At 62.9% G+C, this 24,805-nt stretch carries 23 protein-coding genes and 1 pseudogene; 16 read left to right on the top strand and 8 right to left on the bottom strand.

Going from position 1 to position 24,805, the window contains the following annotated elements:
- Positions 1–142: 142 nt before the first annotated feature.
- The 7 genes from AC07XB_RS37520 (at position 143) to AC07XB_RS37490 (ending at position 11,595) form a co-directional block, all read left to right on the top strand.
- Entirely contained in the window at positions 143–403 is a 261-nt protein-coding gene (locus AC07XB_RS37520; RefSeq protein ID WP_492809191.1) for a hypothetical protein, read from the top strand.
- A 303-nt stretch (positions 404–706) separates the two neighbouring features.
- Positions 707–2,110 carry an efflux transporter outer membrane subunit gene (locus AC07XB_RS37515; RefSeq protein WP_492373632.1) on the top strand — a complete coding sequence of 468 codons (1,404 nt, stop codon included), beginning with the start codon at positions 707–709 and terminating at the stop codon, positions 2,108–2,110.
- 216 nt (positions 2,111–2,326) lie between these two features.
- Positions 2,327–4,915, top strand: coding sequence for an FHA domain-containing protein (locus tag AC07XB_RS37510; protein ID WP_492832804.1), 2,589 nt, complete (start codon positions 2,327–2,329; stop codon positions 4,913–4,915).
- Positions 4,884–6,266, top strand: coding sequence for a beta-barrel domain-containing protein (locus tag AC07XB_RS37505; protein WP_492373541.1), 1,383 nt, complete (start codon positions 4,884–4,886; stop codon positions 6,264–6,266). Before AC07XB_RS37510 ends, AC07XB_RS37505 begins: the two co-directional genes overlap by 32 nt.
- 109 nt (positions 6,267–6,375) lie before the next feature.
- Positions 6,376–7,128, top strand: coding sequence for a peptidylprolyl isomerase (locus tag AC07XB_RS37500; RefSeq protein WP_492373542.1), 753 nt, complete (start codon positions 6,376–6,378; stop codon positions 7,126–7,128).
- 20 nt (positions 7,129–7,148) lie between these two features.
- The gene (locus AC07XB_RS37495) at positions 7,149–10,208 is read left to right on the top strand and encodes an ABC transporter transmembrane domain-containing protein (protein WP_492832806.1); all 3,060 of its coding nucleotides are present in this window, start codon (positions 7,149–7,151) and stop codon (positions 10,206–10,208) included.
- Positions 10,209–10,293: 85 nt separating this feature from the next.
- A complete protein-coding gene (locus AC07XB_RS37490) occupies positions 10,294–11,595 on the top strand; it encodes a sigma-54 interaction domain-containing protein (protein WP_492809194.1) in 1,302 nt (433 codons plus the stop codon).
- Positions 11,596–11,623: 28 nt separating this feature from the next.
- Here the strand turns inward: AC07XB_RS37490 and AC07XB_RS37485 are convergent, their stop codons facing one another.
- Both AC07XB_RS37485 and AC07XB_RS37480 read right to left on the bottom strand, forming a co-directional pair.
- A complete protein-coding gene (locus AC07XB_RS37485) occupies positions 11,624–12,394 on the bottom strand; it encodes a PP2C family protein-serine/threonine phosphatase (protein WP_492373545.1) in 771 nt (256 codons plus the stop codon).
- 115 nt (positions 12,395–12,509) lie between these two features.
- On the bottom strand, positions 12,510–12,797 hold the full coding sequence (locus tag AC07XB_RS37480; RefSeq protein ID WP_043347272.1) for a hypothetical protein: 288 nt from the start codon (positions 12,795–12,797) through the stop codon (positions 12,510–12,512).
- 548 nt (positions 12,798–13,345) lie between these two features.
- Here AC07XB_RS37480 and AC07XB_RS37475 point away from each other — a divergent pair.
- The 4 genes from AC07XB_RS37475 (at position 13,346) to AC07XB_RS37460 (ending at position 16,016) form a co-directional block, all read left to right on the top strand.
- Positions 13,346–13,822 (top strand): lecithin retinol acyltransferase family protein, encoded by a 477-nt coding sequence (locus AC07XB_RS37475; protein ID WP_492809195.1) that lies wholly within the window; start codon positions 13,346–13,348, stop codon positions 13,820–13,822.
- Between the two features lie 52 nt (positions 13,823–13,874).
- Positions 13,875–14,096, top strand: a complete 222-nt coding sequence (locus tag AC07XB_RS37470) for a hypothetical protein (RefSeq protein WP_183036168.1) — start codon at positions 13,875–13,877, stop codon at positions 14,094–14,096.
- A 107-nt stretch (positions 14,097–14,203) separates the two neighbouring features.
- A complete protein-coding gene (locus AC07XB_RS37465) occupies positions 14,204–14,425 on the top strand; it encodes a hypothetical protein (protein WP_150992891.1) in 222 nt (73 codons plus the stop codon).
- A gap of 142 nt (positions 14,426–14,567) precedes the next feature.
- A complete protein-coding gene (locus AC07XB_RS37460) occupies positions 14,568–16,016 on the top strand; it encodes a sensor histidine kinase (protein WP_492809196.1) in 1,449 nt (482 codons plus the stop codon).
- On the opposite strand, the gene AC07XB_RS37455 is transcribed toward AC07XB_RS37460, so the two are convergent.
- Complete coding sequence (locus AC07XB_RS37455; protein ID WP_043347261.1) at positions 16,013–16,510, bottom strand: acyl-CoA thioesterase; 498 nt, start codon at positions 16,508–16,510, stop codon at positions 16,013–16,015. The genes AC07XB_RS37460 and AC07XB_RS37455 overlap by 4 nt on opposite strands.
- Before the next feature lie 317 nt (positions 16,511–16,827).
- Positions 16,828–17,727 (bottom strand): LysR family transcriptional regulator, encoded by a 900-nt coding sequence (locus tag AC07XB_RS37450; RefSeq protein ID WP_492373548.1) that lies wholly within the window; start codon positions 17,725–17,727, stop codon positions 16,828–16,830.
- A gap of 905 nt (positions 17,728–18,632) precedes the next feature.
- Between AC07XB_RS37450 and AC07XB_RS37445 the strand changes: the two genes are divergently transcribed.
- Both AC07XB_RS37445 and AC07XB_RS37440 read left to right on the top strand, forming a co-directional pair.
- A complete protein-coding gene (locus AC07XB_RS37445; RefSeq protein ID WP_492373549.1) occupies positions 18,633–18,881 on the top strand; it encodes a hypothetical protein in 249 nt (82 codons plus the stop codon).
- Positions 18,882–19,230: 349 nt separating this feature from the next.
- A complete protein-coding gene (locus AC07XB_RS37440; protein WP_492373550.1) occupies positions 19,231–19,692 on the top strand; it encodes a hypothetical protein in 462 nt (153 codons plus the stop codon).
- Positions 19,693–19,910: 218 nt separating this feature from the next.
- Here AC07XB_RS37440 and AC07XB_RS37435 read toward each other — a convergent pair whose 3' ends face one another.
- Both AC07XB_RS37435 and AC07XB_RS37430 read right to left on the bottom strand, forming a co-directional pair.
- A complete protein-coding gene (locus AC07XB_RS37435) occupies positions 19,911–20,156 on the bottom strand; it encodes a hypothetical protein (RefSeq protein ID WP_492373551.1) in 246 nt (81 codons plus the stop codon).
- 127 nt (positions 20,157–20,283) lie between these two features.
- Positions 20,284–21,135 (bottom strand): tyrosine-type recombinase/integrase, encoded by an 852-nt coding sequence (locus tag AC07XB_RS37430; RefSeq protein ID WP_492832808.1) that lies wholly within the window; start codon positions 21,133–21,135, stop codon positions 20,284–20,286.
- On the opposite strand from AC07XB_RS37430, the gene AC07XB_RS37425 reads away from it, so the two are divergent.
- Positions 21,125–21,409, top strand: a complete 285-nt coding sequence (locus AC07XB_RS37425) for a hypothetical protein (protein WP_492809198.1) — start codon at positions 21,125–21,127, stop codon at positions 21,407–21,409. The genes AC07XB_RS37430 and AC07XB_RS37425 overlap by 11 nt on opposite strands.
- 47 nt (positions 21,410–21,456) lie before the next feature.
- Positions 21,457–22,521: a tRNA dihydrouridine(20/20a) synthase DusA gene (gene dusA / locus AC07XB_RS37420; RefSeq protein WP_492832810.1), complete on the top strand. Its 1,065-nt coding sequence runs from the start codon at positions 21,457–21,459 to the stop codon at positions 22,519–22,521.
- Positions 22,522–23,080: 559 nt separating this feature from the next.
- On the opposite strand, the gene AC07XB_RS37415 is transcribed toward dusA, so the two are convergent.
- Together AC07XB_RS37415 and AC07XB_RS37410 are read right to left on the bottom strand one after the other, a co-directional pair.
- Complete coding sequence (locus tag AC07XB_RS37415) at positions 23,081–23,230, bottom strand: hypothetical protein (RefSeq protein WP_492373629.1); 150 nt, start codon at positions 23,228–23,230, stop codon at positions 23,081–23,083.
- A 157-nt stretch (positions 23,231–23,387) separates the two neighbouring features.
- The gene (locus tag AC07XB_RS37410) at positions 23,388–23,687 is read right to left on the bottom strand and encodes a hypothetical protein (protein ID WP_492832812.1); all 300 of its coding nucleotides are present in this window, start codon (positions 23,685–23,687) and stop codon (positions 23,388–23,390) included.
- Between the two features lie 772 nt (positions 23,688–24,459).
- Here AC07XB_RS37410 and AC07XB_RS37405 point away from each other — a divergent pair.
- Positions 24,460–24,663: pseudogene (locus AC07XB_RS37405) on the top strand (VOC family protein); the annotation flags it as partial.
- Between the last annotated feature and the right edge of the window lie 142 nt (positions 24,664–24,805).

Below are 24,805 nucleotides of genomic sequence, written 5' to 3'. Positions count from 1 at the left end.
ATGAACGGCAACAACACGGCCTTTGCCGACGACATCAAGTCCCACGTGACGTCGACCCAGAACGCCAGCAACAACATCTACTAAGCCGCGGGCCACGCCCCAAGCTGAATTCGCAATCCACTGAATACCCCGGAGAACTGCCATGACTACCACCCTCGCCATCAAGGACCTGTCCGTCACCGAAGAACTCGACGCCCGCGCTATGCGCGCCGTGCGCGGCGGCTTCGTGCCCTTCATGCCCGTCTTCAGCGCGGTCAAGATCGACTCGACCTTCAATGCCCAGCAGCTGATTGGGCAGACGCAAAACGTCGTCAATATGAACGGCAACAACACGGCCTTTGCCGACGACATCAAGTCCCACGTGAGCTCAACGCAGAACGCAGAGAACAACATCTATCGTTGAAGCCACCGCCGCCCTCCCGGCGTGCCGGGCAGGGCGGCCCTTTTCTTGCCGCAGGGCCTCTATTTACAGGTTGGATCGCGCCGCTAGCGGATACACAATGCATGCATGGCGTGTTGATGGCGCGGCTCCTTTGCATCCGGGCCGTGACTGACCCGGCGCAGCTGGCGCTGGCGATGTGGCTGACGGGGGCCGGTGCCCGCCGTGGCCTCCTCACCCCGCCGACGCTCGCAGGAGGCGATCGTGCCAGACCATTCCACCCCGTTCATCGTGCATGGTGCGCGCGCCGCGTTGCGGCGATGCCTGATGGCAGGCGCCTGCCTGCTGGTGCTGGCCGCTTGCGCCGACTTTCGTCCGCCGGTGTACCAGCGGCCCGAAACGCCGGCCAAGCCGGACTGGGCGCGCCAGGGATCGATCACGGTTTCGCCGGCGGACACGATCGTGCCGAACTGGTGGCAGGCATTCCGGGATCCGTACCTCGACGGACTGGTCGACAAGGCGATTGCGGGGAACTACGACATCAAGGTGCTGGCCGCACGCATCAAGGTAGCGGGCGCGCAGATTGCCGAGGTCAAGGCCGGCGCGCTACCCGTCTTCGACGTGGGGGCAGGGGCAAGCTTCGAGAAGAGCACAGGCACGTCGCTCGTCAAGACCTACAACCTCGGCACCCAGGTCAACTGGGACATCGATATATGGGGCAAGGTGGAGAAGGGTGTGCAGGCCCAGACCGCCGAATTCAACGCAACCGAAGCGGATTGGCGTGCCGGCTACCTCACCCTGGTCTCGGATGTGTCCACCACCTACTTCCAGATACTGCAGTTCGACGAACAGATCGATCAGCAGAGCAAGACACTAGCGAGGAACAAGCAGATCCTCGCCACCTACCAGGCCATGTTCCAGAACGGCCTGATTCCGAAGATCCGCGTGATGCAGCAGCAGGCCGAGATCAACCGGCTCACCAAGGACCTGCTGGAACTGCGCCGCTCGCGCGACATTTCCGAGAACGCACTGGCCACGCTGGTGGGCGTGCCGGCTGGCGTGTTCAAGGTGCCGGCCGGGCGACTGCAGGAGCGCGTGCAGCTGCCGGCGGTGCCGGCGGGGCTGCCGTCGCAATTGCTCTCGCGGCGCCCTGACATCGTGGCGGCGGAGTATCGCGTGCTCGAGTCCGTCAACCTGGTCGGCCAGGCGCGCCTGGCGCAACTGCCCAGCGTCAGCCTGACGGGCCGCGGCGGCACGGCGAGCTTCGCGCTGAGCGACCTGCTGAAGTCCTTCACCTTCGGCTTCATGCCGAGCATCAATCTGCCCATGCTGGACCCGGGCGTGCGTGCCCGGGTGAAGACCAGCGAGGCGCAGACCAAGGTCGCCGAGAGCGAATACGGCCGCACCGTGATTACGGCATTCGAGGAAGTGGAGAACGCGCTGGTCAATGTCGACGCACACAAGAAGCAGCGCGTCGAACTGCAGCAGCAGGTTGCGCAACTGCGTGTGGTGTCGGCGCAGATCGAGGCCCAGTTGAAGGAAGGCGTGGTGTCCCAGCTCGATGTATTCGAGACCGAGCGATCGCTGCTGAGCGCGCAGCAGGAATTGTTGGCCAACCACCAACAGATCCTGGCCGACACTGTCACCCTCTACAAGGCACTAGGGGGCGGGTGGCCAAGCACCGAGGTGAGCAACGCGCCGAAGGAGGCGTCGCAGCAGGTCTCGAAGTAGGGGCCTGCAACCCGTTGCGCACGAGGAGCCGGGCACGCCCGGCAAGGCGCGAAGTACGCCACCGGCGGACGTTTGACTACGGGCAAGCGTGGCCTACTATGTCCTTAGTCAACACGTTCACGACGCAGCGGGCCACACCGGCTCGCGCCGTCGCCATGAAACATGGCTTGCCGCTGGCGCACGCGTCGTGGCACGCGCTGTTGGTGGTATCGAAACATGGCTCCAGACGAAGCTCTGATTGTCGAGATGCGGGCAAAGGTGGGGCAGGCGTTCGATATCGTGCTCGAGCCCATCTCCAACCCTGAGCTCGGCGAGATCCGCATCGACGAGAGCCTGTTCGCCGTGGGGCGCGCGGAAGCGCCTTTCGCGGCATACCCGCCCGATGTAGCCGCGGTGCTCTCGCGCCGTCATGCGCGCATTTTTTCCGAGCATGGCGCGGCCTATATCGCTGACCTGGGCAGCAAGAACGGCACCACCGTCAATGGCGCGGCTGTGGCACAGCAGCCGGCCAGGCTACGCGACGGCGATGAACTGCGCTTCGGCGCTGCGCTGTCCTACCTGGTGCGGCTACGCGCGCGCGCGCCGGTCCAGGCGGCAAGCCAGGCGCCGATGGTGCTGACGCTCGTGCCCGAGCGCGACGATCTTGGGCTGCAGCCGATCGAGGTGGCTGGCTTTCCCTTCCTGATCAGCAAGGCGGATGCGTCGTTCTCCCGTTACAAGGAGAGGTATCCGCACCAGGTCAACTATGTCTCGCGCCGCCATGCGCACATCTTCCTGAAAGGGAACGATCCATTTGTCGAAGACCTCGGCAGTACCAACGGGACCTTCGTCAACGGCAAGCGGGTAGATGAGCACGCGGTCGCCCTGGGCGAGAGAGACCTCCTTGCGTTCGGTGGCAATCATTTTGTCTATCGGGTTGGCATATGCAACGGGGCCGCCGCCGACGCAACCCTCACCAGTTCGATCCTGCCGCCGCCCGATGCCGCTGAAGTGCCTGCCCAGGACCCGGCGGCTCCTGTCTCGGCCCCGTCGGCACCGGCACCCGCCGCAGCGCCAGCACCCGCCACGCCGGCGCATGATTCCGACAAGACCACGTTTGTCGCCGCGGCTGGCTCCTTCCTGGATATTTTCTGCGTCGACTATGCCGCCCAGCAGGAGGATGAGGTCAATCAGGAGGCATTGCCCCAGCCGGAAGGCGTTGGGGGTGCGACGGACACGCCGCGCGGGCAGGGCAAGTTCGCGCTGGTCATGGGCAGGCTCGGCAGCAGCTTCGGCGCTTCGGAGCGCGCTGGCCTGAAGCGCGTGGCGCGCTGGGGCGGTGCCGTCGCCGTGGCGGTCGTGGCGTTGCTGCTCTTCCTGTACTTGCGCGGCGCGTCCGAGCGCGAGATGAGGTCCTTGATGGCCGGCGGCGACTATGCCCGCGCCGCTGCCGTGGCCGACGCGTATCTGGAGCGCCACCCGGATCATGCGCAGTTCCGCGCGATGGGTACCGAGGCGCTGCTGCGCGACCAGGTGCCGGGATGGATTGGCAAGCTGCAGGCGCGCGACTTCAATGGCGCCGAAACGGCGCTGGCGCGTATGAAGACGCTCGGCGCGCACAATGCCGACGCGCGCGGCGTGCTGGATGAACTCGACTGGATCGGCCGGCTGAACCGCTTCGTGGCCGGCCGGGGCGGCGTGGACGCGCCGATCCGCATCTTCACCGATGAAGCCAGCATGCGTGCGCTGCTCAAGCATTGGAATGACGACACGCCAGCGCACCAGCGCGCGCTGGACCGCATTGCCGCCTATGTGCCGCAATTCAGGGAGCCATATGCCGACGCACTCAGCAATGTGCGCAAGCTGCAGAGCGACGACTCGGTCTATCTGGCCGCCATCGACCGCTTGAACGCGTCGCTGGCCAGCGGGTTGGCGAGTGACCATCCTGAAGCGCTGCAGGCCGTGCTGGCGGACTACGCGGAGAAGTATCCAAGGCTCGCGGGCATGGATCGCATCAAGGAAGACCTGCGGCAGTACATTGCGCTGGACGGCGCGGCGCGCGCAGCCACGCTTGGCCCGCTGATGGCCCAGATGGCCAAGGCCAGCTTTTCCACGCCGCCCTTCCAGGCGCGCTTTCGCGAATTGGCAGCCAGCCGCCTGCCGGCGCCGGAGCTGGTGCGGCAGTACGCCGAGGTGGACAAGGCTTGGCGTGCAGGGGACGGCGCCAAGGCGTTCGCCGGGCTGCAAGCGATAAAGACGGGGCCGTGGGCCGAGGCCGCGGCCAAGGACCTTGCGCGCAAGCAGGCCGTCGCCGCGCAGTTCGTCGAGCTGCAGAAGGCGCGCGGCGGCAAGGACAATGAGGACGCCTTGCTGTCGTTCTACGCCATGCTCGATCCCACCGAGGATGCCTACTTCCTGAAGGCGGTCGAGCCCGATGTGGCGGCGATACACGATGCGGCGATCCGGCGTGCGCAGGAACTGATGAACGCCGCGCTTGCGTCGTGGCGCCAGTATCGCCGCGATGGCGCCATCGGCGGCGAGCAGCGGCTGGAGTCCGACATCTCCGCCAAGTTCCGCGCGCAGGCACGCCTGCTGTCCAATGCCAGCGCGCAAGCGCGCCAGGGCATGCGCATCTACGCGCAGTTGAAGGTTGGCGATACGGCGCAATGGAGCCAGGTCCGGGAGGATATCGATTCGGAGACCGAGCTGCAGCGGCGTTCCCTGCAGGAATTGCGCATGGTGCTGAGCCCTGCGCTGCTCAAGTCCAAGCTGGCATTGATTGGAGGGGAGGGTGATGAAGGACGACAGCCGAGACAATCGCCTTAAGCCGCTGTCCGAGGCGCTTGAGGACCACAGCGCCGAGGGCATCGCCATTCTCAGCGCGGAGCCCTGGAAGCTGATGCAGATCTCCGTGCTGGTCATGGTGTCGCTGGTCGTGTGCGCGCTGGTCTGGTCGTTCGTGGGCCACGCGGATGTGATCGTGTCCGCGGACGGCACCCTCGCCCCGGAGTCCGAAGTGCGGCGGTTCTATGCGCCGGTGGACGGGGAGCTGGCGGATCTTTATGTGGCCGAGGGCCAGCCGGTGAACAAGGACGACGTGCTGGCGCGTCTGAATGCACGTGGCGCGATCGAGGCCGCCACCAATGCGCTGGAAGCGCAGCTCAAGCTGCAGGATTCCGAGCGCGAGTGGAAGCAGTTTCCCGACAAGAAGCTGTTGATGCAGCGCAAGGCGGCAGCGTTGAAGCAGCAGATCGATGTGGCGGAGCGCCTGCACGAGAATCGTACGGCGGAGGGCACGACCCGGCTCGCGGAACAACAGCGGGCACAATTGCAGCAGGCGCGCAGCAACCTGGACAGCGCGCGTCGGACGCGTGAATTCGCGCGCCAGGAGCAGGACCGCTATGCCCGCCTGTTTGCGCTGCCGGGTGGCGGCGGGGTCTCGCAGTCACAGGTGGAGAGCAAGCGGATTGCGGCTGTTGAGGCGGAGAACGCACTGCAGATTGCCCAGTCGCGGCTAGCCGAGCTGGATTCCAAGCTGAGCCAGGAATTCAACCAAGCCACCGTGCAGCTCGAAGGCAGCAGCCAGGAGCTGACCAACCTGCGCATCCAGTACGACGCCGCGCTGCGCGAGATAGCCAATACGGAAGACAAGCTGCGCCTGCAGGTGCAGACCGCGCGGCTGGTTGCCGAGGCCGCGGCGCGCATCCGTTTCGAGAATATCGACAAGGACAACTTCCTGCTGATCCTGGCGCCCGTGGCGGGCGTGATCACCGATGTCAGCTCCACGCAGCGCGGTGACAAGGTCCTGGCCAATGCGCCATTGGGCGGCATCGCGCCCAAGAACGCGCGCCCCGTGCTCAAGATCGAGATTGCCGAGCGCGATCGTGCCTTCCTGCGCGAGGGCTTGCCCGTCAAGCTGAAATTCAACGCCTTTCCCTACCAGCGCTATGGCTTGATTGCCGGCACGCTCGAGTACATCTCGCCAGCGACCAAGCTGGCGGGGCCGAACAAGCAGCCGGTGTACGAGGGGCGCGTGCGGCTGGCGCAAGACTACTACACGGTGGCAGACAGCAAGTACCCGCTGCGCTACGGCATGACCGCCACGGCGGAAATCGTGGTGCGCGAGCGGCGCCTGATCGACCTGGGGCTGGATCCGTTCCGGCAGGTGGCGGGCTGAAGCCAGCGGATAGCGGCAACGCCTGGAAAGTGGTTGGAGACGCATCGGCGGCCCGCACCTGCGTGCGGGCGGATTTTGGCAAATGGGAAACAATCAAGGAGCTGACGAGATGACAGCGATTGTGCGGGTCGACGATGAAGTCATCGGGGTCGAGGAATTCATCCGGGTTTTGAAGCTCACGGGCCAGTTCGAAGGGCTGATCGAGCAGATCGTCAGGGACAAGCTCACGGTGCACGCGGCGAAGAAGCAGGGCATTACCGTGGCGCCGGAGGAAATCCAGGAGCGCGCCGACCAGTTCCGGCGTGTGCAGGGCTTGCACCGCGCGACGCAGATGAACCATTATCTCGATGTGCTCGGTGTGAGCCTGGATGAGTTCGAGGCGTTCGTGACCGATAGCCTCTTCCAGGAAAAGATGCTTGCCGAGGTGGCCAGCGACAAGGCGGTCGAGGCCTACTTCAAGCTGCACTCGCCGAAGTTCGACAGCATCGAGGTGAGCCATATCGTGGTGGACGCCGAGGGCAAGGCAAAGGAGCTGATCTCCTATCTGCGGGACGATCCCGACAGCTTTGCCGAGATGGCGCGAGAGCACTCCATCGCGGACACGAAGGAGCAGGGCGGCGCGATCGGCAAGGTACTGCGCGGCTCGCTGAAGACGGATATTGAAGCCAAGGTGTTCAACGCCGCCACCGGCGACCTGCTCGGTCCGTTCCCGTCCCAGGACCGCTCCTTCTTCGAGATCTTCATGGTGAGCGCCAAGCATCCTGCCACGCTCGATGCCGATGTGGCGGCGGAGGTGCGCCGGCTCCTGCGTGAAGACTGGCTGATGGCCAGGGCGCAGGAACACGTCATCGAAGCGCGCTAGCCGCTGGCGCTCAGACGCATATGGAAGCCAGTCCCGAACTGCATCCGCTCGCCGACTTCCTGGCCGGCGTGGAAATACTCTCGCCGTTCTCGCGCGAGGAAATGGAGCGGCTGGCGGAGCATGCGCAAGCGCTTTCGTACGGCTTTGGCGAGACCATCTGCAACGCGGGCGAGGCGGCAGACGGGCTTTTCATCATCAAGTCGGGGTCCGTGCGCATCTTCAACGAAGACAATGGCAAGGAAGTCAGCCTCGGCGTGCGCAAGGCGCGCGAGGTGTTCGCCGACATTGCCATGCTGCGCGAGTACCGGCATGAATCCTCGGTGCGCTCGTCCGCCAAGACCGAGCTGCTCTTTATTCCGCGCAGCGTGACCGAGCCCATGATTGCGCAAAATCCGGCGGCGATGGCTTTTGTCGCCAGCTATGTGGCGATCAGTTCGGCCGGCGGCTTTGTCGCCCGCTTGTTCGACCTGCGCGGCAAGCTCGACAAGAGTGAGCTGGAGGAGGCCGTGCGCAGCGTGGGGGTGAAGCGCGTTTCCGCCGGCAAGGAGATCCTGAAGCAGGATGCACGGGAGGATCGCCGCCTGTACGTGGTGCGCCAGGGCGAAGTGCGCATTGTGCGGACCGAGGAGGGCGTCGAGTATCCATTGGCGACCTTGCGCCAGGGCGATATCTTTGGCGAGCGTGCCTGCGTGATGCGACAAGAACAGATTGCGTCGGCCATCGCCGGCACGGATGCGCGGCTGCTGGTGATTCCGGAAAAGACCGTGCAGCTGATCCTGGAGCGCAATCCCAAGCTGCGCGAGGTGCTGGAAGAGCGCATACGCTTTATCGACAGGGAACTGCACCGGCAAAAGAGGATGGCCGAGCGGCGCAAGCATCCGGTGATGCTCGACCTGCGCTCGAAGCCGGAGTTTGGCGAACGCGTTATCCGCCGTTTCGCCCTGGTCGAGCAGGCCGAGGAGATGGATTGCGGCGCTGCCTGCCTGGCGATGATCTGCCGCCATCACGGCATCCCCATGACGCTCGGCAAGCTGCGCGAGCTGGCCAACGTGACCACGCAGGGCGCCACGCTGGACAGCCTGGCCCGCGCCGGCGAGTCGCTCGGCTTTACCACCCGCGGCGTGCAGTGCACGCATGATTCCCTGCTGGGTTTCGAGCTGCCGTTCATCGTGCACTGGGAGGGCTACCACTACGTGGTGGTCTACGGCGTATCGAAGCGCTGGGTGTGGGTGGCGGACCCGGCCCTCGGCTTTCGCAAGATGGGCGTGGAGGAGTTCGAGCGCGGGTGGAGCGGCACCTGCCTGCTTTTCACCTCCGGCGAAAGCATGGCGCAACTGGCGGTGGCACGCTCGCCCTGGCTGCGCTTCATCGGCTACCTGGCGCCGTACAAACGGATCCTTGCGCACCTGTTCATGGCGACCTTCGTGATCCAGGTGCTGGGCGTGGTGCCGCCCCTGATCATCCAGAACATCCTTGACGGGGTGGTCGTGCACCAGAACATGGGTCTGCTGAACCTGCTGATACTTGGGTTGATCGTTTCCAGCGTGTTTTCGCAACTGATGAGTTCGGTGCGGGCGTATCTCGCCAATTTCATGGTGCGCAATATGGACTTTGCCATGATGTCGCACTTCTTCAAGCACACCTTGTCGCTGCCGTTTTCCTTCTTTGCCAAGCGCAAGACGGGCGACATCTTCGCGCGCTTCCAGGAGAACCAGACTATCCGCGCCTTCCTGACCGAGTCGACGGTGACGACGGCGCTCAACCTGCTGATGGTGTTTATCTACTTCACCATCATGTTTCTCTACAACGTCAAGATGACACTGGTGCTGATCGCCTTCGTGGTCCCGATCGCGATCCTGACGATCGTGGCAACGCCAAAGGTCAAGGCTTTCGCGCGCGAGGTGTTCACCACCACGACCGATGCGCGGTCCTACCTGATGGAAGCGCTGGGCGGGGTGGAAACGGTCAAGGGCATGGGAATCGAGCGCCCGGTGCGCCTGAAGTGGGAGAAGAAGTACGCCAAGGCGCTGGAGGTCCAGTACAGGGCGCAGGCATTCCATATCCTGGTTGGGCTGGCCAGCCAGTTGCTCAATGCCGCGACCACCATCGCGGTGCTATGGGTGGGCGCCAACCTGGTGCTGCAGCGCGAGCTGACCGTTGGCCAGCTCATTGCCTTCAACGCCTTCATGGGCAGCGTGCTGGCGCCTTTGATGGGGCTGGTGGCATTGTGGGGCCAGCTCAACGATGCCGGCGTGGCGATGGAGCGCCTGGGCGACGTGCTGGACCTCGATCCGGAGCAAAAGCCGCAGGATCTGGCGTCGCGCGTGATGCTGCCGGACCTGCAAGGCGAGATCAACCTGGAAGGCGTCTATTTCCGCTACGGCGGCGCCGAAACGCCCTACGTGCTGGAGAACATCAGCTTCAGCATCAAGCCCGGCGAATTGCTGGCCATCGTGGGACGCAGCGGATCGGGCAAGACCACGCTGGCCAAGATGCTGGTGGGATTCTACGTGCCCACGGACGGCAAGATCACCGTGGACGGCTACGACCTCGGCGTGATCGACAAAGAGTATTACCGCGCGCAGATCGGCTACGTGATGCAGAGCAACCTGCTGTTCTCGGGCACCATCGCCGAGAACATCGCCTGCGGCGACGACAGCCCGGATCGTCGCCATATCGAGGAAGTCGCCAAGATGGCCGATGCCCACGCGTTCATCAGCAAGCTGCCGCTGGGTTACGAGCAGGTGGTGGGCGAGCGCGGCGTGGGTTTGTCTGGCGGTCAGATCCAGCGCCTGTGCATTGCCCGCGCGCTTTATCACGATCCGCGCCTGCTGGTCTTCGACGAGGCAACTTCTGCGCTGGACACGCAATCGGAGAGCAATATCCTTGGCAACTTGCAGGAGATCCTGCAGGGCCGCACGGCCGTGATCATCGCGCACCGCCTGAGCACCATCATGCGCGCGGACAAGATCCTGGTGCTGTACGAAGGGGCCATCGTCGAGCAAGGACGGCATGAGGAGTTGCTGGAGCGCAAGGGCATGTACTACCAGCTGGTGCAGAAGCAACTGAGCTCGGAGTGAGCGCTTTTGCATAGCCCGGGTGCCGCTGGGCAGCAACGGCGCGTCTGGCATATCTGCCGTAGCGCGATGCATGGGGGAGCGCGACATGAAGCTGTTCAACCAGGGTGGCTCCGTCGGGTCGGCCATCTCCTATGCCGGTCTGATCGAGAAGATCGAGATCCTGCGCTCCACGTTGCGCTGGGCCTCCAAGCTCGAGCGCACGGAGATCGAGAAGCTGCTCAAGCAGGCCACCACGCTGCGCGACGAGGTGATGCAGCTATCGCACAAGGAGCGCTTCGTGCAGGCGGCCGTGGCGGAGCCTGCGCCGGCCGACCTGGCGCCGCGCGAGCGCCGCCAGGCGTTGCTGGAGCGCAGCTTTATTTTCGAGGGCACCTTCGGCGACAACCCGAAGCTGCTGGAGGCGCTGGAGATTGCCGAGAAGGCAGCGCCCACCGATCTGCCGGTGTTGATCGATGGCGAGAGCGGCACGGGCAAGGAGCTGATGGCCAAGGTGATCCATGCCAACGGCTCCAGGACGGACAAGCCCTATATCTCGGTGAACTGCGGGGCGATCCCTGAGAACCTGCTGGAGTCGGAGTTGTTCGGCCACAAGAAGGGCGCCTTCACGGGCGCCGCCAACGATCGCCGCGGCAAGTTCGAGAGCGCGCACACCGGCACCATCTTCCTCGATGAGATTGGCGAATTGCCTCTCACCGGGCAGGTCAAGCTGCTGCGCGTGCTGGAGTCGCACGAGATCCAGCGGGTCGGCTCCGACGAGACCATTTCGGTCGACACGCGCATCGTTGCAGCTACCAACCGGGACTTGCGGCGCCTGAGCGAGGAGGGCAAGTTTCGCGAAGACCTGTTTTACCGCCTCAGCGTGATCCACGTCACCCTGCCGCCGCTGCGCGAGCGGCGCGACGAGATCGCCTTGCTGGTGGCTTATTTCGGCGACGAGGCCGCCGGCGTGTTAAAGCGCCGGCCCATCAAGCTCACCCCGCGCCTGCGTGACTTCTTGATGAATTACGCCTATCCGGGCAATATCCGCGAGTTGCGCAACCTGATGTACCGGACCTCCTGCCTCGCCGGCGACACGGCCGATCTAGAGCATCTTCCGCAGGACCTGCGGCCCAAGCCATCGGCGCCGGCAGCCAGCGGCGCCGTGGCACCGCTCGTGGTGGATGCATCCACGGCCACCTCACTCAGCGAAGCCAAGCGCGCCGCCAGCGATGAAGCCGAACGCGCTTTTCTCGAGCGGGGATTGCAGGAGGTCGGCGGCACGGTGGCGGAGCTGGCCAGGCGCTTCGACATGAATCGCTCGCACCTGCAGATGCTGCTCAAGAAACACGGCATCCATTCCAAGGATTTTCGCAACCAGGGCGCGGCGCAGGGCGGCAAGGCGCGGTAGGAGGGAGGGCGGTGAGCCGCGCGCCAGGCTACAGCGCGGGATTCACCATGGTCTTGTCTGAGGCGTAGAGATCCTCCGCGCGCGCCACCACCGCCGAGATGTTGTCGTGGCCGCCGCGGCCCAGCGCCGCGGTCACCAGTGCCTGCGCTGCCAGCTCGCAATCGCCGCAGGCCAGCACGCTGGCGATCTCCGGGTCCCGCAGTTCATTGCTCAGGCCGTCGCTGCAGAGCAGGAACATATCGGCGTCCGCGACTTCCACCCAGGTCTGGTCCAGTTCCAGTGCCGTATTCGCGCCGACCGCGCGGGTGATGGTGTTGTGCGCAGGGTGATGCACGGCTTCTTCCGCGGTGATCAGGCCGCGCGCCTTGAGTTCTTCCACGCGGCTGTGGTCCCGGGTCAACTGGGTCAGGTGCGCGTCCCGGTACAGGTAGATGCGGCTGTCGCCTGCCCACAGGCAGCCACAGAAGCGTTCGCACGCCATCAGCACCACCACCGTGCTGCCAATGCGCCGGACCTGCCGGCGCGCCGCTTCCTCCAGCAGTTCGCGATTGACGTCCTGCAAGGCGATGCGGGCCCCGTCGAGCAAGCTTTCGAGGCTGTGCGGCAGGGCCAGCCGGGACAGCGTCTCCACGACCAGATTGCTGGCATAGTCGCCAACCGCGTGGCCGCCCATGCCATCCGCCACCACCCAGAGCCCCCGCTCCGGCTGGGCGAGGCAGGCATCCTCATTGCGCTCCCGCACCAGGCCGACATCGGTGCGAGCGGCTGAAGTCCAGCGGAATTGCGATGCACAGGTCACGATCATCTCCGGTGTTCGGGCGAGCTAGGACGCCACAACGCCACGCCAGTGCCCGGGCGGCATTGGCGTGGCGGGCGGCGCATGGCCGGACCGTGCGGGCTGAGCGCGAACCGGGTTACATCCGGCCGTCGTTTCTTGCCCCTTGTCCCGCTTGCACATTGATGTTCGCGCCGGGCGCCGTATTGCGAACGTCGATGTTCTGGAACTGGTTAACCATCTGATCAGCATAGAAGCTGTTGTTGATCTCGTAAAAGTTGACGACGGGACCAACGCTTTGCCGGGGCGGGGAATAGGGCTGGATCCAGCCGAATACCCAGGGTGCGCCGCCGCCCCGGATGGCCGCCATGGCCTGGCCGTCCAGTGTGCGGTTGGTGTAGAGGTCTTTGATGGTGAGCGCCGCCATGATGGTCTCCGGTGCGTGGGATGGGTAGGGGCTGTGTTGCGGTCCGTGGCTACTTGCCATGCTTCTACAGAGCAAAGCGCATGCCAGTGATGTGGCTGGCCCGATGCGGCGCCGTAAGTGCTTGAATTTTCTGTGTTTCCCCTCTTCGTTGGCGACGCCGGGCCGATCTCGGACTTCGCGGCGGGGCCGTAAGCGTTGGCGCAACGCCAACACCCTCCACCGGTATGGTGGGGGGGAACCCACCGATTTGACTCGGGCTCGCCGCCCGGCAGCCGTCTTGCGCGAAGTCGCGCCGTAGTGCACTGCCGCGGCCTTCGCATCCACTTCGTCATGGCTTACACGGCATCGGGGGCTCCTCTGATGCCATGCCACCAACACTATTGGCATCAGGCTGTTGGCTGGCCGCAGACGCTTTTCCCCTGCCTGGCCGGTTGAAATCCCCGCAATCTCTTGATTTGCCTGGGACGGCGGCGGGTGGCACGGTTGATGCGGACGGTATGGCAACCAGCAGGCAATGCCTGCGGCAAGCAAACAGATCAGAGGCAGCCATGAACCACCAACACCAACAACAAGACAAGGCCATCGATGCCGACCTTCCCCTAGGCGCGCACCTGGTCACGGAACGCCGCGGCTATGCCCACCACGGCATTTACATCGGCGAAGGCAAGGTGGTCCACTATGCCGGCTTTGCTGGCTCGCTCCATCGCGGCCCAGTGGAGGAAACCACGGTGAAAGTTTTTGCGGCCGGCCACACGGTTACCGTGAAGGCCAATCCTTGCGCCAGGTATGTCGGCCTGGAAGCCGTGGCGCGCGCCCGCTCCCGCCTCGGTGAAGACAACTACCGGCTCCTGACCAACAATTGCGAGCATTTCTGCACCTGGTGCCTGTTTGGCGAAGGCCGCAGTGAGCAAGTGGAAGCCTGCCTGCACCACCCCTCCATGGCCATGCAGACCGTGGCCAACTTGCTCAGGGCATTTCTCGAGACCGAGTTCAAGGGCACGCACTCCGGTGCCCGTGCCGCCTAGCGCCTGGCGCGTGACGTGGGTCGCTTCAACAAGGCAAGTCAAGGAGACTGACATGCAAACCGCCAAGATATCCCTGCGTGGGCTGATCGACAAATGGCTCGGCTCCAACCTGGCGGCGCCCGCGCGGATCACCCGCGTGCGCAGTTCGCGGGCTTGCCGCAGCGGCTGTATCCGAGTGGATGTGGCCCGCCCGTCGGGGCAGTTGTCGATGTTCTTCTTCCGCCATGCCGACGGGTGCTGGTGCGTATTCCCGCCAGCGCTCAGGGTGGGCTGAGGTGCTTGACCCGCGCCACGCCGCATGCGGGCTCAATGCCTTCTCCTGGCCACGCAGCGACGTGTCCATCTATCATGGCTTCATCCCCAGCGACGAGGAGCTGCGCGATGGAACGACGATTCGAGTACGGCGGCTATGCCGTGGTGGTACGCGCGGCCGCGCTGGCTGGTGGCGGCTATACGGCGACGGTTATCATTTCCGACGCCTTTGGCGACGCGCCGCAGCCTTCATTCGAGGAAGAGGCTGGCGTGGCCGGCACGGCGGAAGCCGCGATCGCCCTGGCGGAAGCCTCGGCCATGCGGACCATCGACGCCGGGCAGGTGAACTAGCCAGGCAGGCCCCGGCCTTCAATATCGTGCAGGGCTGTCATTAGCCGGACTTTGCACAGGTGCGCTTGCCGCGACTTAAAATGGCGGCTGCCGTTCAGCCTGACGCCCGTCCGGGCGCGCCGACCCGCTCCTCCGGAACCCCATGTACGCCATCCTGCCAGCCTTCGTGTCCGCCATTTTTCTGGGATTCGGCTTGTACGTGCTGGTCACCAAGGGCGTCACGCGCATTTCCACGTCCTTCTTTCTGCTGTGCGTGACCACCTTTGCCTGGCAGGGAGCCTGGGCCTTCCTGTTCCAGGCTGAGCAGCCGGATGTGGCGCTGCTGCTCGCCAAGGTGGGCTATCTGTTCATCATCTTCCTGCCAACCTGTTTCTATCACTTCGTGACCGAGGTCACTGAGTGCCGCACCGAGCGGCCGCTGCTGCTGGTTTCCTACGGACTGTCCCTGGTGTTGGCGGTGATGGTGCTGACTGGCGGTGAGGTGGTGTCCGGCGTCTATACCTATTTCTTCGGTGAGTACCCCAAGGCCGGGCGGTTGCATCCGCTGCATGTGGCGCAGACGGTGCTGCTGGCCTGCCGCAGCGGCTGGCTGCTGCTGGCCGCGCGCCGCAACGCCACGGGCGAGAAGCGCAAGCGTCTGGATCTGTGCCTGGTGAGCCTGTGCCTTTACTCGCTGGCCGCGGTCGACTACGCGGCCAACTACGGTTATGCCTTTTATCCGCCAGGGGTAATCTTCATCGGCGTCAGCCTGGGCATTCTTGCGGTGACCATTGTGCGCTACGACTTGATGCACCCCTTCTCGCTGGCGGCTACCGTGGCGCACGAGGTGCGCACTCCCTTGACCACGATCCGCCTGCAGGCCGACGAAATCGGCCGAGCCTGGCCCGATCTGCTGGCCGGCTATCAACTGGCGGTGGCGCACGGCTTGTGCGAGGGCCGCATGCGGCCCGGGCAACTGGACCGGGCCGCCGGTCTGGTCGCCTCCATCCAACGGGAGATCGATGGCACCCACACCGTGATCGACATGGCGCTTGCCTCCGTCACGCTGGAACGGCTGGACCGCCGTAGCTTCACCGCGCAATCCCTGCAGCACTGCGTGGTGTCCGCTCTCGATCGCTATCCTTTCCAGGCGGGGGAGCGGGAACGGGTGACGGTAGGCCAGATTGACCCAGCCTGGTGCTTCCGGGGCTCCGATACGCTGCTGGTCTACGTGCTGTTCAACCTGCTCAAGAACGCACTGCAGGCCATGCGCGCGAGCGGCAACGGCCGCATCGAGATCGGTGCGGTGCAAGAACGCGGCTGCTGGCTGCTTCGCTTCAGCGATACCGGCCCCGGCATCGCGCCGGAAGTCCTCCCACGGATCTTCGATCCCTTCTTCTCCACCAAGGCCCACGGCAGTGGCGCCGGCATGGGGCTGGCCTTCTGCCGCCGCGTGGTCGAGGCTTTCGATGGCCGCATCCAATGCGAATCCGTGCGCGGCGTCCACACCACCTTCACACTGCGCCTGCCGGACGCGCATACGGGCAAAGGCCGTGCCCTGCGTGCCCGCCCCGCCAGCCACGTGCCGGCCAGCGGGGCGGGGTCCGTTTAGCTAGCGAAGGTAGGCAGCTTCAATTCATACTCCTTGACGCGCTCCACGATCTCCTTCGGGAAACGCATGATGCGCTTGTCCCTGCCGGCGAATACGATCTGCTGGTAGCCGAGCGACACAGGGCGCCCCCCGACGCAAAAGCGGAACAGCAGGTAAGCCGAGCACTGCTTCACCTGGAAGGTATTCAGGTAGCAGTCCACCTTCTGGAACGGGAAGGTCTCTTCCACGTACTCCTGATGCGCGCGCTTGGTCACGAACACGCCTCCGGCAGCCAGCAGGTTGTCATGAATGCACTCGTGGAACCAGCGTTCCCGGCAGACACCCTGCCACTCGAAGTAGCGCGCAAAGTAAGTATTCATGAAGGCGTTGGAATCCTTGAGATAGATATCGATTGCATGATGGAACGTCTTTTGCGGGGGCGTCTCCTGTATGTCTCGCGTGAACATGTCGCTACCGCGGCTAAGCACATGGGGGATTGCGTCTCGCATCAACATTGAAAGCTCCTGGCTAGGAATGGCTGCTGGCGGCAGCCACGCACGCCCCCCCGAAAGGGTGGGGCACACCGCATTCTGTCTGCTTTGCCACGCCGGGTGAGGTGAACGAGGGGGGCTGTTGCGCGGGCAGGTGGGCGCGCGTCGGGGGAATGCACTGGTATGGGCGTAATGGCAGGGATCGAGACTGCCGCCGGACGCCCGAGAAACCTAGCTTTGAAGCTGAATTCCAAGCGCCTGCTCATCGCCATTGCGTGATTGCGTGATTGCGTCTCGCTGGTTCTTTGAAACGGCGCAGTCCCTTTCATCGAAGGGGGCACTTACACGCGCGAAGCCCCCGCATAGGAACTCGTCATCGAGTCCAACCGACAAATGGAGGGCGCAGTGAGTAGATCCATCAACGCTTGCTTCTCCGGTCCATTCGGTGTCCTGCCGTTGGCTATGGTGATTTCCAGTGGCGCAAGGTCCGGCAGTCCCTCCTGAAGCCCAATGATCCGGAGTTTTCCGCCCACTGATTGCTTGGGTACTGCGGCGATGGCGTTGCCAGCCTGCGCACAGGCGAGGATTCCCATCGTATCTGGACTGGAGTACACGCAACGATAGGGGATCGATGCCGACTCCAACGCATGTACAACATGCGCCCGAGGGGCCGAGGCCACTTCGAACATGGCCAATGGGAGGGGCCGCTGGGCGGCCAGGTTAGTTGCAGACAAAGCCACAACCCAGACAAGTTCCTCGGAATAAATAGGCGGCCCTGGAAATTGAGGGCAACACGTGCCTACGGCGAGGTCCAGCGAGCCGCTCTCCAACCTGCGCCCAAGCTCGAGCGTAGACAAGCAGACTACTTCCACCTGGACAGCCGGGAACTGGAACGTGAAGGCACGCAGTGCCGCAGGCAGTACCAGGCTGGCATAGGCGTCTGGCGTGCCAATGCGCAGCGATCGTTCGTAGGTCACGCACGACAATGCCTGCCACGCTTGCTCGTGAAGCTCCTGGATTCGCTCCGCATAGACTTGCAGCGTTTCCCCTGCTGGCGTCAAGGTAAGCAGGCGTGGACTTCGCACGAATAGCGGCGCTTCGATATCCAACTCCAATTGCCGGATCTGCATGCTGACGGCGGCCTGCGTCAAATGCAGCATGTGTGCGGCTCGAGTGAAATTGCGTTGCTGTGCGACAGCAAGGAAGGTTCGAAGCTGGTCCGATTTAAGTTGCTTTTTCATTCGCCGCCTGTTCATTGACCGCAGTACCACAGGTGTCATACGGCGCCGAATTTCACCACACTTCACGTGTGCGCGTCATGTGCCAACACGCACCATTAGAAAGACTTGTGAAGCCATCAATTTATGTTGCTTTATTCTCTGTATCTGCCGGGCAATACTTCCAGCCGCACTGGGGCCAGAGGCAAGGGTCTGAGCGTCTGGCGGTGTCGTATCCCGCCCCGCTAGACACAGTCGCAAACGCGTTGCATCCAAAAGCAGCGCTTGCGCAGGTAAACGCGTTGCCACACGCGGGGTCAATGTGGCTCGTTTGTCACTTTTAGTTTTCCGGTCTCAGTGCTCCTTCCATGTACGCAAGTTTTGCGTGCAGGGGCTTCTGGCGTATGGCCCCTTTGTTCTCTTGAATCGTAGGCCTTTCTACTCGCATGCCATTGAGCTAAATCATGTCTTCATTCCGGCTGCACTCGGTGGAACTCCGGGTTCCGATAGGTGCGCTCAGTCTCCAGGGCGGAAGTCGGTCGCATTCGCCAGAGCGCCAGGCTCCCATTGCCCAACGCAAGCTGTTTCGAAGTCACAGCTTCCGCCCCGAGATGAACACAGTAAGGCACCGGCCCATGCCGCGAGCCGGCAGAACCTGCGTTAGATTGCGCCTTGCGCAAATGAGATTCGCGCGGCCACTCCGAAATCAGTCAAGAAACCTTCCTTAGTCACACATCTGGGTGCATTCTTTCTGAGCTGCGGCCCGCCGTTCGTCGATGTATTTTGCCAAGTCGCCTACGTGGATCCCCTTGCGCTCTTGTTTGAGCCTTCGATGTGGATCCTGACCTAGGGCAGGGCAATGCCCGAAATGAAGCCGATCGTGGGTCCTTGGGCCGTGCTACGATCCTCTTGAACAACTGGAGAAAGCTATGGATCTCCAAGGCTTCACGTACTACAAAGATCACTGGTATGAGGCTTCCGCAGCATCCCCAACTGGTGGGCCCTGGCATGGCGAGGTGACGATCTGTGCAAAGGCGGGGGACGGCAGCTCGATCAAGATCTTCGAGCATGAACCCGTGCCTGGGCAGTACTTTTCCGAAGGCGAGGCGTGGCAGCATGCGCGCGACTATGCCGAGAAGCTCATAGACGAAGGCCGGGCGAATCCGGGCGCTCACTGAGCACCGTATCACCATCCGGCTCAACCACACTGCGTGCTACGGTCTTCCGAGATCCGGGGAGGCACATATGGACTTCAAGTACAGAGGTCGGGATATCTCCATCCAGGCGAGAGAGGTCGCGAGCAATCGGTGGGACTGGTCGTATGTCATCCGTGGGCACGGACACAGGCAAAACACTCGGGAGCCTGCGGCCTCGGAAGAGATCGCGATCGATGATGCATATCGAGTTGCGAAACGCGAGATTGATCAGATCAGCGTTGACTGCGACGACTAGCATCTCGCAGTTCGGGCACTTGAGCGGATAAACGGTGCCGATGCCAATTCGGAATCTGCCGCAGCCGCGCTGGGTGTGACCGAAAATCGCCTGTCCATCGCTTGCATGATTGCCGAGGTCCAGCAGGTAGACATCGCGCTTCTTGTCAATGCACTGATGATGGATCTCCCGCCGGGCCTTCGCGCTGCCGACGCATACGATCACGAACGCGCCGCTTATGACGCTCAAGAGTTCGGCCAACCCGCAGCGCTTGGACTGGGCGACCCAGTCGAGGCCGAAGTGCATGTTCACGCGATGCGTCAGCTCCGCCGCCTTGTTCTGCCCCACATCAGCCGCACTGAACAGCTGGCGGCCCATGTTTGCCTCGCTCAGCGTATCCGGGTCGAACGCCACGACGCGCAAGCCTGGATGTCCGAGTGCGCTGATGGCGTGTTGAGCCTGGCCAGCCTCGCCATCATCTGCGCGCCTTGGGCCATTCCGTTCACCACTAAGATGAACTTCACCGCCGGGGGAAGCACGCTTTCAGCGGCGGTTTGACGGCGGGCCGGGCCACTCCGAAGCGGTAGTGCTGGCAGTCGGCGTCGAACGATAGGTACTCCGCCAACCAGACCATGGCCTGAAGATGGCGGGTCTCGACGTCCTGCACGGTGATCGCGTCGGGCGATACTAATATGGTGTCGCAAGGCCGGCGCAGTTCGGCCGTGTGGCCGGAAAGGAAGTGGGATTGTGGGAGGAGGGGGCAGCGCCCCTTTTTGTCACTCGCCGAGAGCGGGGACGCTCCCTTCCTGCACCAGGATTCGGGGCGAACCCATCTCGCCGGTTTCCTCGTCCACCAGCACCTCATAGGCCGCGACGCCAACGAAACTTGAGGCCATGCCGTTCGCGATGCGGATAGCGCCGACTTCGCTGGATGCCTGGCGGATCTCGCCAGGCAGGAGCGCTTCGCCCTTGCCTTTACGGTAGGGCACGACGATGTACTTGATGGCGCGAGTATCAGGCATGGCGGCAACTCCGAGCGTTGGTGGGTGCTGCGGAATGCAGCACGTTTACTGTATGAATATACAGTATAGGGAGTACACGACGGGATTTTGTAAAGGCTGAGTTAACTGTATGGATATACAGTGTTACTTAGGCTGAACCTACAGCGACCACTGCCTGGCTGGCTGGTGCCACGACGTCAAGCCACTTCCAGCCGGCGAAACGGTCCCCATCGTGCCGTAAGTGGGTATAGCGCTTCAGGCTCTGCCAGCTCCTGTGCCCAGTCACAGCCGCGACGCGCGGGATGCTCAGGCCCATCTCAAACAGCCGGCTGGCTCCCTCGTGCCGCATGTCATGCAGGTGCAGGTCGTCAATCTCCAGAAACTTGGCGGCCCGGGTGAAAGCGGCGCTCACCGAGTCGCTGTTGGCCGGGAAGATCCTGGCCTCGCGTTTCGGCTGGGCCTTGATGATGCGCATAGCCTCGGCCGGCAGGTCGCACCAGACATCGTTGCCAAGCTTTTCGCCGGGGTGTTTCAGATCGCGCACCATGATGCGCTCACTCGGCTCGTCCAAATCGTCCCACGTGATTCGGCACATTTCCTCCAGCCGGCGCGTGGAGAAGATCGCAAACGCGGTGAGGGCCTGCATCGGCGTGCTATCCACCCGTTTCGCGCGGATGTTGCCGAAGTGCGCCATGAGCAGGTCGAGTTCAGTCATCGTCGGCCGGCGGTTGCGGGCTACGGAGCGGCTCGTCACGCCGAGCTTCTTTGCCACCTTGCGCGCGTCATCCATCGCCGTTTGGTCGAGCGGGTAGCCCCAGGCCGGGCGAGCTATCGCAAAGATGAGGTAGTTGCCGACCGTTTGCGGCAGCACGCCGAGGCTCTGCGCAAACTGTGTGATCTCTTGGCTGCGGATCTTCGAGCAGTGCATCGAGCCGATCGGTGCTGCCTTGATGGCGCGGAGCACCTGTGTTTTCGTCCGGCCGATGTCCTTGCGAGACATCTCTGATGTAGTGGTCGATCACGGCGCTCAGCAGTGGGTCATCCCGCTGCGCGGTTTCCAGCGCGCCGGGCTGTGCCAGTTCGCGCTCGCGTTTTTCCATCCAGGTCGCGGCGGCCTGGCGGCGATCAACCGTCTTGGTTTCGGAGAGCACCACCTTGCCGCCTGGCTTCGGGCGGATCGCGGCGGCGTAACCTATACTCCTGTCCTTGCGTTCGCGCTGATGAATGGTGCCCATGGTTTCCGGTGCAGCATGGTTTTTTCAGTGCAACATTGAAACACCCGAGCTCAAAAATGAGCCTAAAGAGGCAGTAACCGTAGGAAATGGCACACGTTCAGAATCCCCCGCAAACCGAGGCTGGAGGCGGAATCCCAGCAAAATTAACGGGCCGCAGAATATCGGTTGCACCGATGATGGATTGGACGGATCGTCATTGCCGCATGTTTCACCGGCAACTGAGCCGCCATACCTGGCTGTACACGGAGATGGTGACCACCGGCGCGCTGCTCCATGGCGATGTGGCTCGTCATCTCGACTTCGACGCCGCTGAGCAACCCGTGGCCCTGCAACTCGGCGGCAGCGAGCCTGCTGATCTGGCCGCCGCGGCGAAACTGGGCGAGCAATGGGGGTACCTGGAGGTGAATCTGAACTGCGGCTGCCCTTCCGAGCGGGTGCAGCGCGGTGCATTCGGCGCTTGTTTGATGGCGGAGCCGGAACTGGTGGCGGATTGCGTGAAGGCGATGCGCGACGCGGTATCGATTCCCGTGACCGTCAAGCATCGCATCGGCATTGACACGATCGAACATTACGACTTTGTTCGCGATTTCGTCGGCACCGTGGCCGATGCGGGGTGTGCGACCTTTATCGTGCATGCGCGCAATGCAATCCTGAAAGGCTTGAGCCCAAAGGAAAATCGCGAGATCCCGCCGCTGCGTTACGAAGTGGCTTACCAACTCAAGCAGGAATTCCCGCATCTCGAGATACTGATCAATGGCGGCATCGTCACGCACGACGAGATGGACGTGCACCTGGCGCATGTGGATGGCGTCATGATTGGACGCGAGGCCTATCACCAGCCCTACGTGCTGGCGGAAATGGATGGGCGTTTCTATGCCGCGCAGACCCCGGTGCCATCACGGTTGGACGTTGAGCTGGCGATGCAGCGTTATATTGGGGATGTCGTCGAGCAGGGCGGCTACATGGGTGCAGTGACGCGCCATATGCTGGGCCTGCATCGTGGTATCCATGGTGGCCGCGGCTGGCGGCGGGTTTTGTCGGATGCGCGCCGCATGCACGCGGTGCGCACACGCGTAGCCGTCGACGCCATGTTTGAAGAGGCGCGGGCGCATCTGCTGCAGGGAGGCGCGCCATCCCTCGAGGCAGCTTGAACAAGATCCGCTACGGCTAGCGGGTGGAGTCCGGATTATCTGGCAGTACTCTCGCACGCGGCCAGCAAGCAGATCTTGACTGCGAATGGATCGTATTAGCGTACTCTGAGCACAATGGGCACTGAACGCCTGCTTTGGCGTCAGTTGGAATATTTCCTCTAACTTCGAATATCCTTTTTGTGCTCGGGAGCCGCGGGGGGCTGTGATGTGCACTTGATCGTCGCGGCGGGCCGCTTTCCCGCCATGGTAAAGGGATTCCCCTAATTAGTCGGGGCGCCGCAAGTTCTTACACTGTGCTTGCCCTCGAATACAGGGCTTTCTTCAACTGATTGTTCAGCCCGCCTAGTGCGGGCTTTTTTTTATCGTGGTGGTGGTTGCGATTGCTTGGTCGACTTCGGTTTACCCGGATAGTACGAACGGAAAATGACAGTTAGATTACCAGCGCCTTCAGGGCAATTGAGATCGCTAATTTAAGAACCCGCGCTGCGGGTTCTTTTTTTGCCTGTTTTTTTCCTGTTGCCGTTTGCTATCGAGTGGTCGCCTTGGCCGGCACTGCGCACTACTTGTCGCTGGTGCGCGAAACGCCGACATCAACGGTGCCGTATGCGGTGATGCTTGACTCCCGGCCATCGGCGCCTCGACTGGCGCATCCAACAAGGGCTACCAGCAGCGCGCATCCCGCCAGCAGTCCCCACAACGTTTGTTTCATGGTCCTTTCCCGGTGTTGCCGCAGAAACAGCATTCTCCATTGGGTATCCGGCACCGGGTTTAGTTCCTGTGCGGAGGTGGCCGATGCAAACCAGCGGCGGTGGGTTCCTGCGGACAAACCAGGCGGAAAGAGGCGTGGGGAGGATCGAACGTCTGGCTTATCCGATGACAAATCGGTGCAGCAGCAACGTCGCAATGGCCGGGCAGGCGAGGACCAGTCCGCCCAGTGCGGGGAATCGTTGCGACCACATACCGATCAGGGCGGGGATGGCCGCAATCGGGCCAAGGATATGCATCAGCAAGGAAAGCAGGGTATTGGCGTGGTCGGCGTTCGCAGCCTGCGACACTTCGCTTCCGCTATGCGGGCTAAAGAGCCCGTACGCGCTCCCGAACAGGAGAACGACCAGGCAAAGCGTGGCGGCTAGCTTGAGGGTGAGTTTGGTGCTGAAGGACTGCATCGTTGTTCTTTCCACTTGGATTGTGAGCCCACGGTGTGCCGAGTAGGGCGCTCGGCGCATGCCAAGAATGTTTGTGAAAATAGCGCAAACTGCACCCAAACCAACTGAGACTTTTCTAAGTCAGAATTAAGTCGAGTCGAGGCGGCTGACAGCGCACTTGGCGGCGTATGCAATTGTTTGCGGTTTTGCGGGGCCGGGTCGGTGCAAGCTTGTTGTCACCCTCTGCAGTTTCTTGGCCCAGATTCGACGCTACGGCGCATCAGCGGCGGGCGGTGCACCGTAGTCCCGTTTGTGGCGAAGGCGTCATTGCGGAAGATGTTCTGCGTTGGATGTTGGGGAGGCAGTTGCAAGCCGGCTGTTCTCTAGAAGGCGGCGGACGCCGCCAAGACTCCGTGTGCTGGCAAGTTGCACCGCGCGGCAGGTGGCCTGGTGGTGTGCGCTTTGATCTCCCTTCGCCGTGATCTAGCATGGAACCGTCAGATCTTCCTGGCACGGGTTTGAGGAGAGGGCTATGGGAAAGTGTGATCTGGATGGGGAGTGTTCCGCAGGGGGGTGTGCCGCCAAGGGCTTAGCCATTGGCGTGCTTGTGCTGGGTGCCTTGCTGGCGTTCGGTTGCCTCTGCTGCGAGCGGCACAAGGCCCGCCGCAACCGTGAATAGACGACTTGAGCGAACTCGTGTGGGTCACGCGACGGGGCTGCGTCATCCCGGCTATCTCATTGCTTGTGAGTTGTGAGTTGTGAGTTGTGAGTCGCAAGTCGCAAGTCGCAATCGGAGGTGGACACCCTGTGGGAGCAATTGCCCGCTGACGGGGAGGATGGGCAGTGCGGTTGGTTCGAGGATAAGTTTGGCGTGTCCTGGCAGATCGCTCCATCGATCCTCGGCTGGCTGCTGCAAGACAAGGATGCGGGCAAGTCGGCTCGGGTCATGGACGCGATGTTCAAGATGCGTAAGCTCGGCATTGCTTTGCTGGCGTAGGCATACGAGCGGAATTGATCTTAGATGTTATTTATGATCAACTTTATTCCTCTCGAGAAATTCGCTCAAGAAAACGCTTGCCAAGGCCGAGGGGGTCCCCTATGATTCGCCCCCTCGCAACACGAAACACCGCTGCAAAGCA

The organism is Cupriavidus sp. GW821-FHT02F09 (genome assembly GCF_059421605.1).
The sequence above is the reverse complement of the archived record's forward strand: the minus strand, read 5'-3'. Positions and strand labels throughout refer to the sequence as shown.

Bases quoted from the DNA above. Each gene is read 5' to 3' on its own strand.
- AC07XB_RS37415 (WP_492373629.1), bottom strand. From the start codon at position 23,230: ATGAAACAAACGTTGTGGGGACTGCTGGCGGGATGCGCGCTGCTGGTA.
- AC07XB_RS37445 (WP_492373549.1), top strand. From the start codon at position 18,633: ATGGATCTCCAAGGCTTCACGTACTACAAAGATCACTGGTATGAGGCT.
- AC07XB_RS37435 (WP_492373551.1), bottom strand. From the start codon at position 20,156: ATGCCTGATACTCGCGCCATCAAGTACATCGTCGTGCCCTACCGTAAA.
- AC07XB_RS37500 (WP_492373542.1), top strand. From the start codon at position 6,376: ATGACAGCGATTGTGCGGGTCGACGATGAAGTCATCGGGGTCGAGGAA.
- AC07XB_RS37510 (WP_492832804.1), top strand. From the start codon at position 2,327: ATGGCTCCAGACGAAGCTCTGATTGTCGAGATGCGGGCAAAGGTGGGG.
- AC07XB_RS37490 (WP_492809194.1), top strand. From the start codon at position 10,294: ATGAAGCTGTTCAACCAGGGTGGCTCCGTCGGGTCGGCCATCTCCTAT.
- AC07XB_RS37460 (WP_492809196.1), top strand. From the start codon at position 14,568: ATGTACGCCATCCTGCCAGCCTTCGTGTCCGCCATTTTTCTGGGATTC.
- AC07XB_RS37505 (WP_492373541.1), top strand. From the start codon at position 4,884: ATGAAGGACGACAGCCGAGACAATCGCCTTAAGCCGCTGTCCGAGGCG.
- AC07XB_RS37430 (WP_492832808.1), bottom strand. From the start codon at position 21,135: ATGTCTCGCAAGGACATCGGCCGGACGAAAACACAGGTGCTCCGCGCC.
- AC07XB_RS37455 (WP_043347261.1), bottom strand. From the start codon at position 16,510: ATGTTGATGCGAGACGCAATCCCCCATGTGCTTAGCCGCGGTAGCGAC.
- AC07XB_RS37480 (WP_043347272.1), bottom strand. From the start codon at position 12,797: ATGGCGGCGCTCACCATCAAAGACCTCTACACCAACCGCACACTGGAC.
- dusA (WP_492832810.1), top strand. From the start codon at position 21,457: ATGGCACACGTTCAGAATCCCCCGCAAACCGAGGCTGGAGGCGGAATC.
- AC07XB_RS37450 (WP_492373548.1), bottom strand. From the start codon at position 17,727: ATGAAAAAGCAACTTAAATCGGACCAGCTTCGAACCTTCCTTGCTGTC.
- AC07XB_RS37495 (WP_492832806.1), top strand. From the start codon at position 7,149: ATGGAAGCCAGTCCCGAACTGCATCCGCTCGCCGACTTCCTGGCCGGC.
- AC07XB_RS37475 (WP_492809195.1), top strand. From the start codon at position 13,346: ATGAACCACCAACACCAACAACAAGACAAGGCCATCGATGCCGACCTT.
- AC07XB_RS37470 (WP_183036168.1), top strand. From the start codon at position 13,875: ATGCAAACCGCCAAGATATCCCTGCGTGGGCTGATCGACAAATGGCTC.
- AC07XB_RS37410 (WP_492832812.1), bottom strand. From the start codon at position 23,687: ATGCAGTCCTTCAGCACCAAACTCACCCTCAAGCTAGCCGCCACGCTT.
- AC07XB_RS37520 (WP_492809191.1), top strand. From the start codon at position 143: ATGACTACCACCCTCGCCATCAAGGACCTGTCCGTCACCGAAGAACTC.
- AC07XB_RS37465 (WP_150992891.1), top strand. From the start codon at position 14,204: ATGGAACGACGATTCGAGTACGGCGGCTATGCCGTGGTGGTACGCGCG.
- AC07XB_RS37515 (WP_492373632.1), top strand. From the start codon at position 707: ATGGCAGGCGCCTGCCTGCTGGTGCTGGCCGCTTGCGCCGACTTTCGT.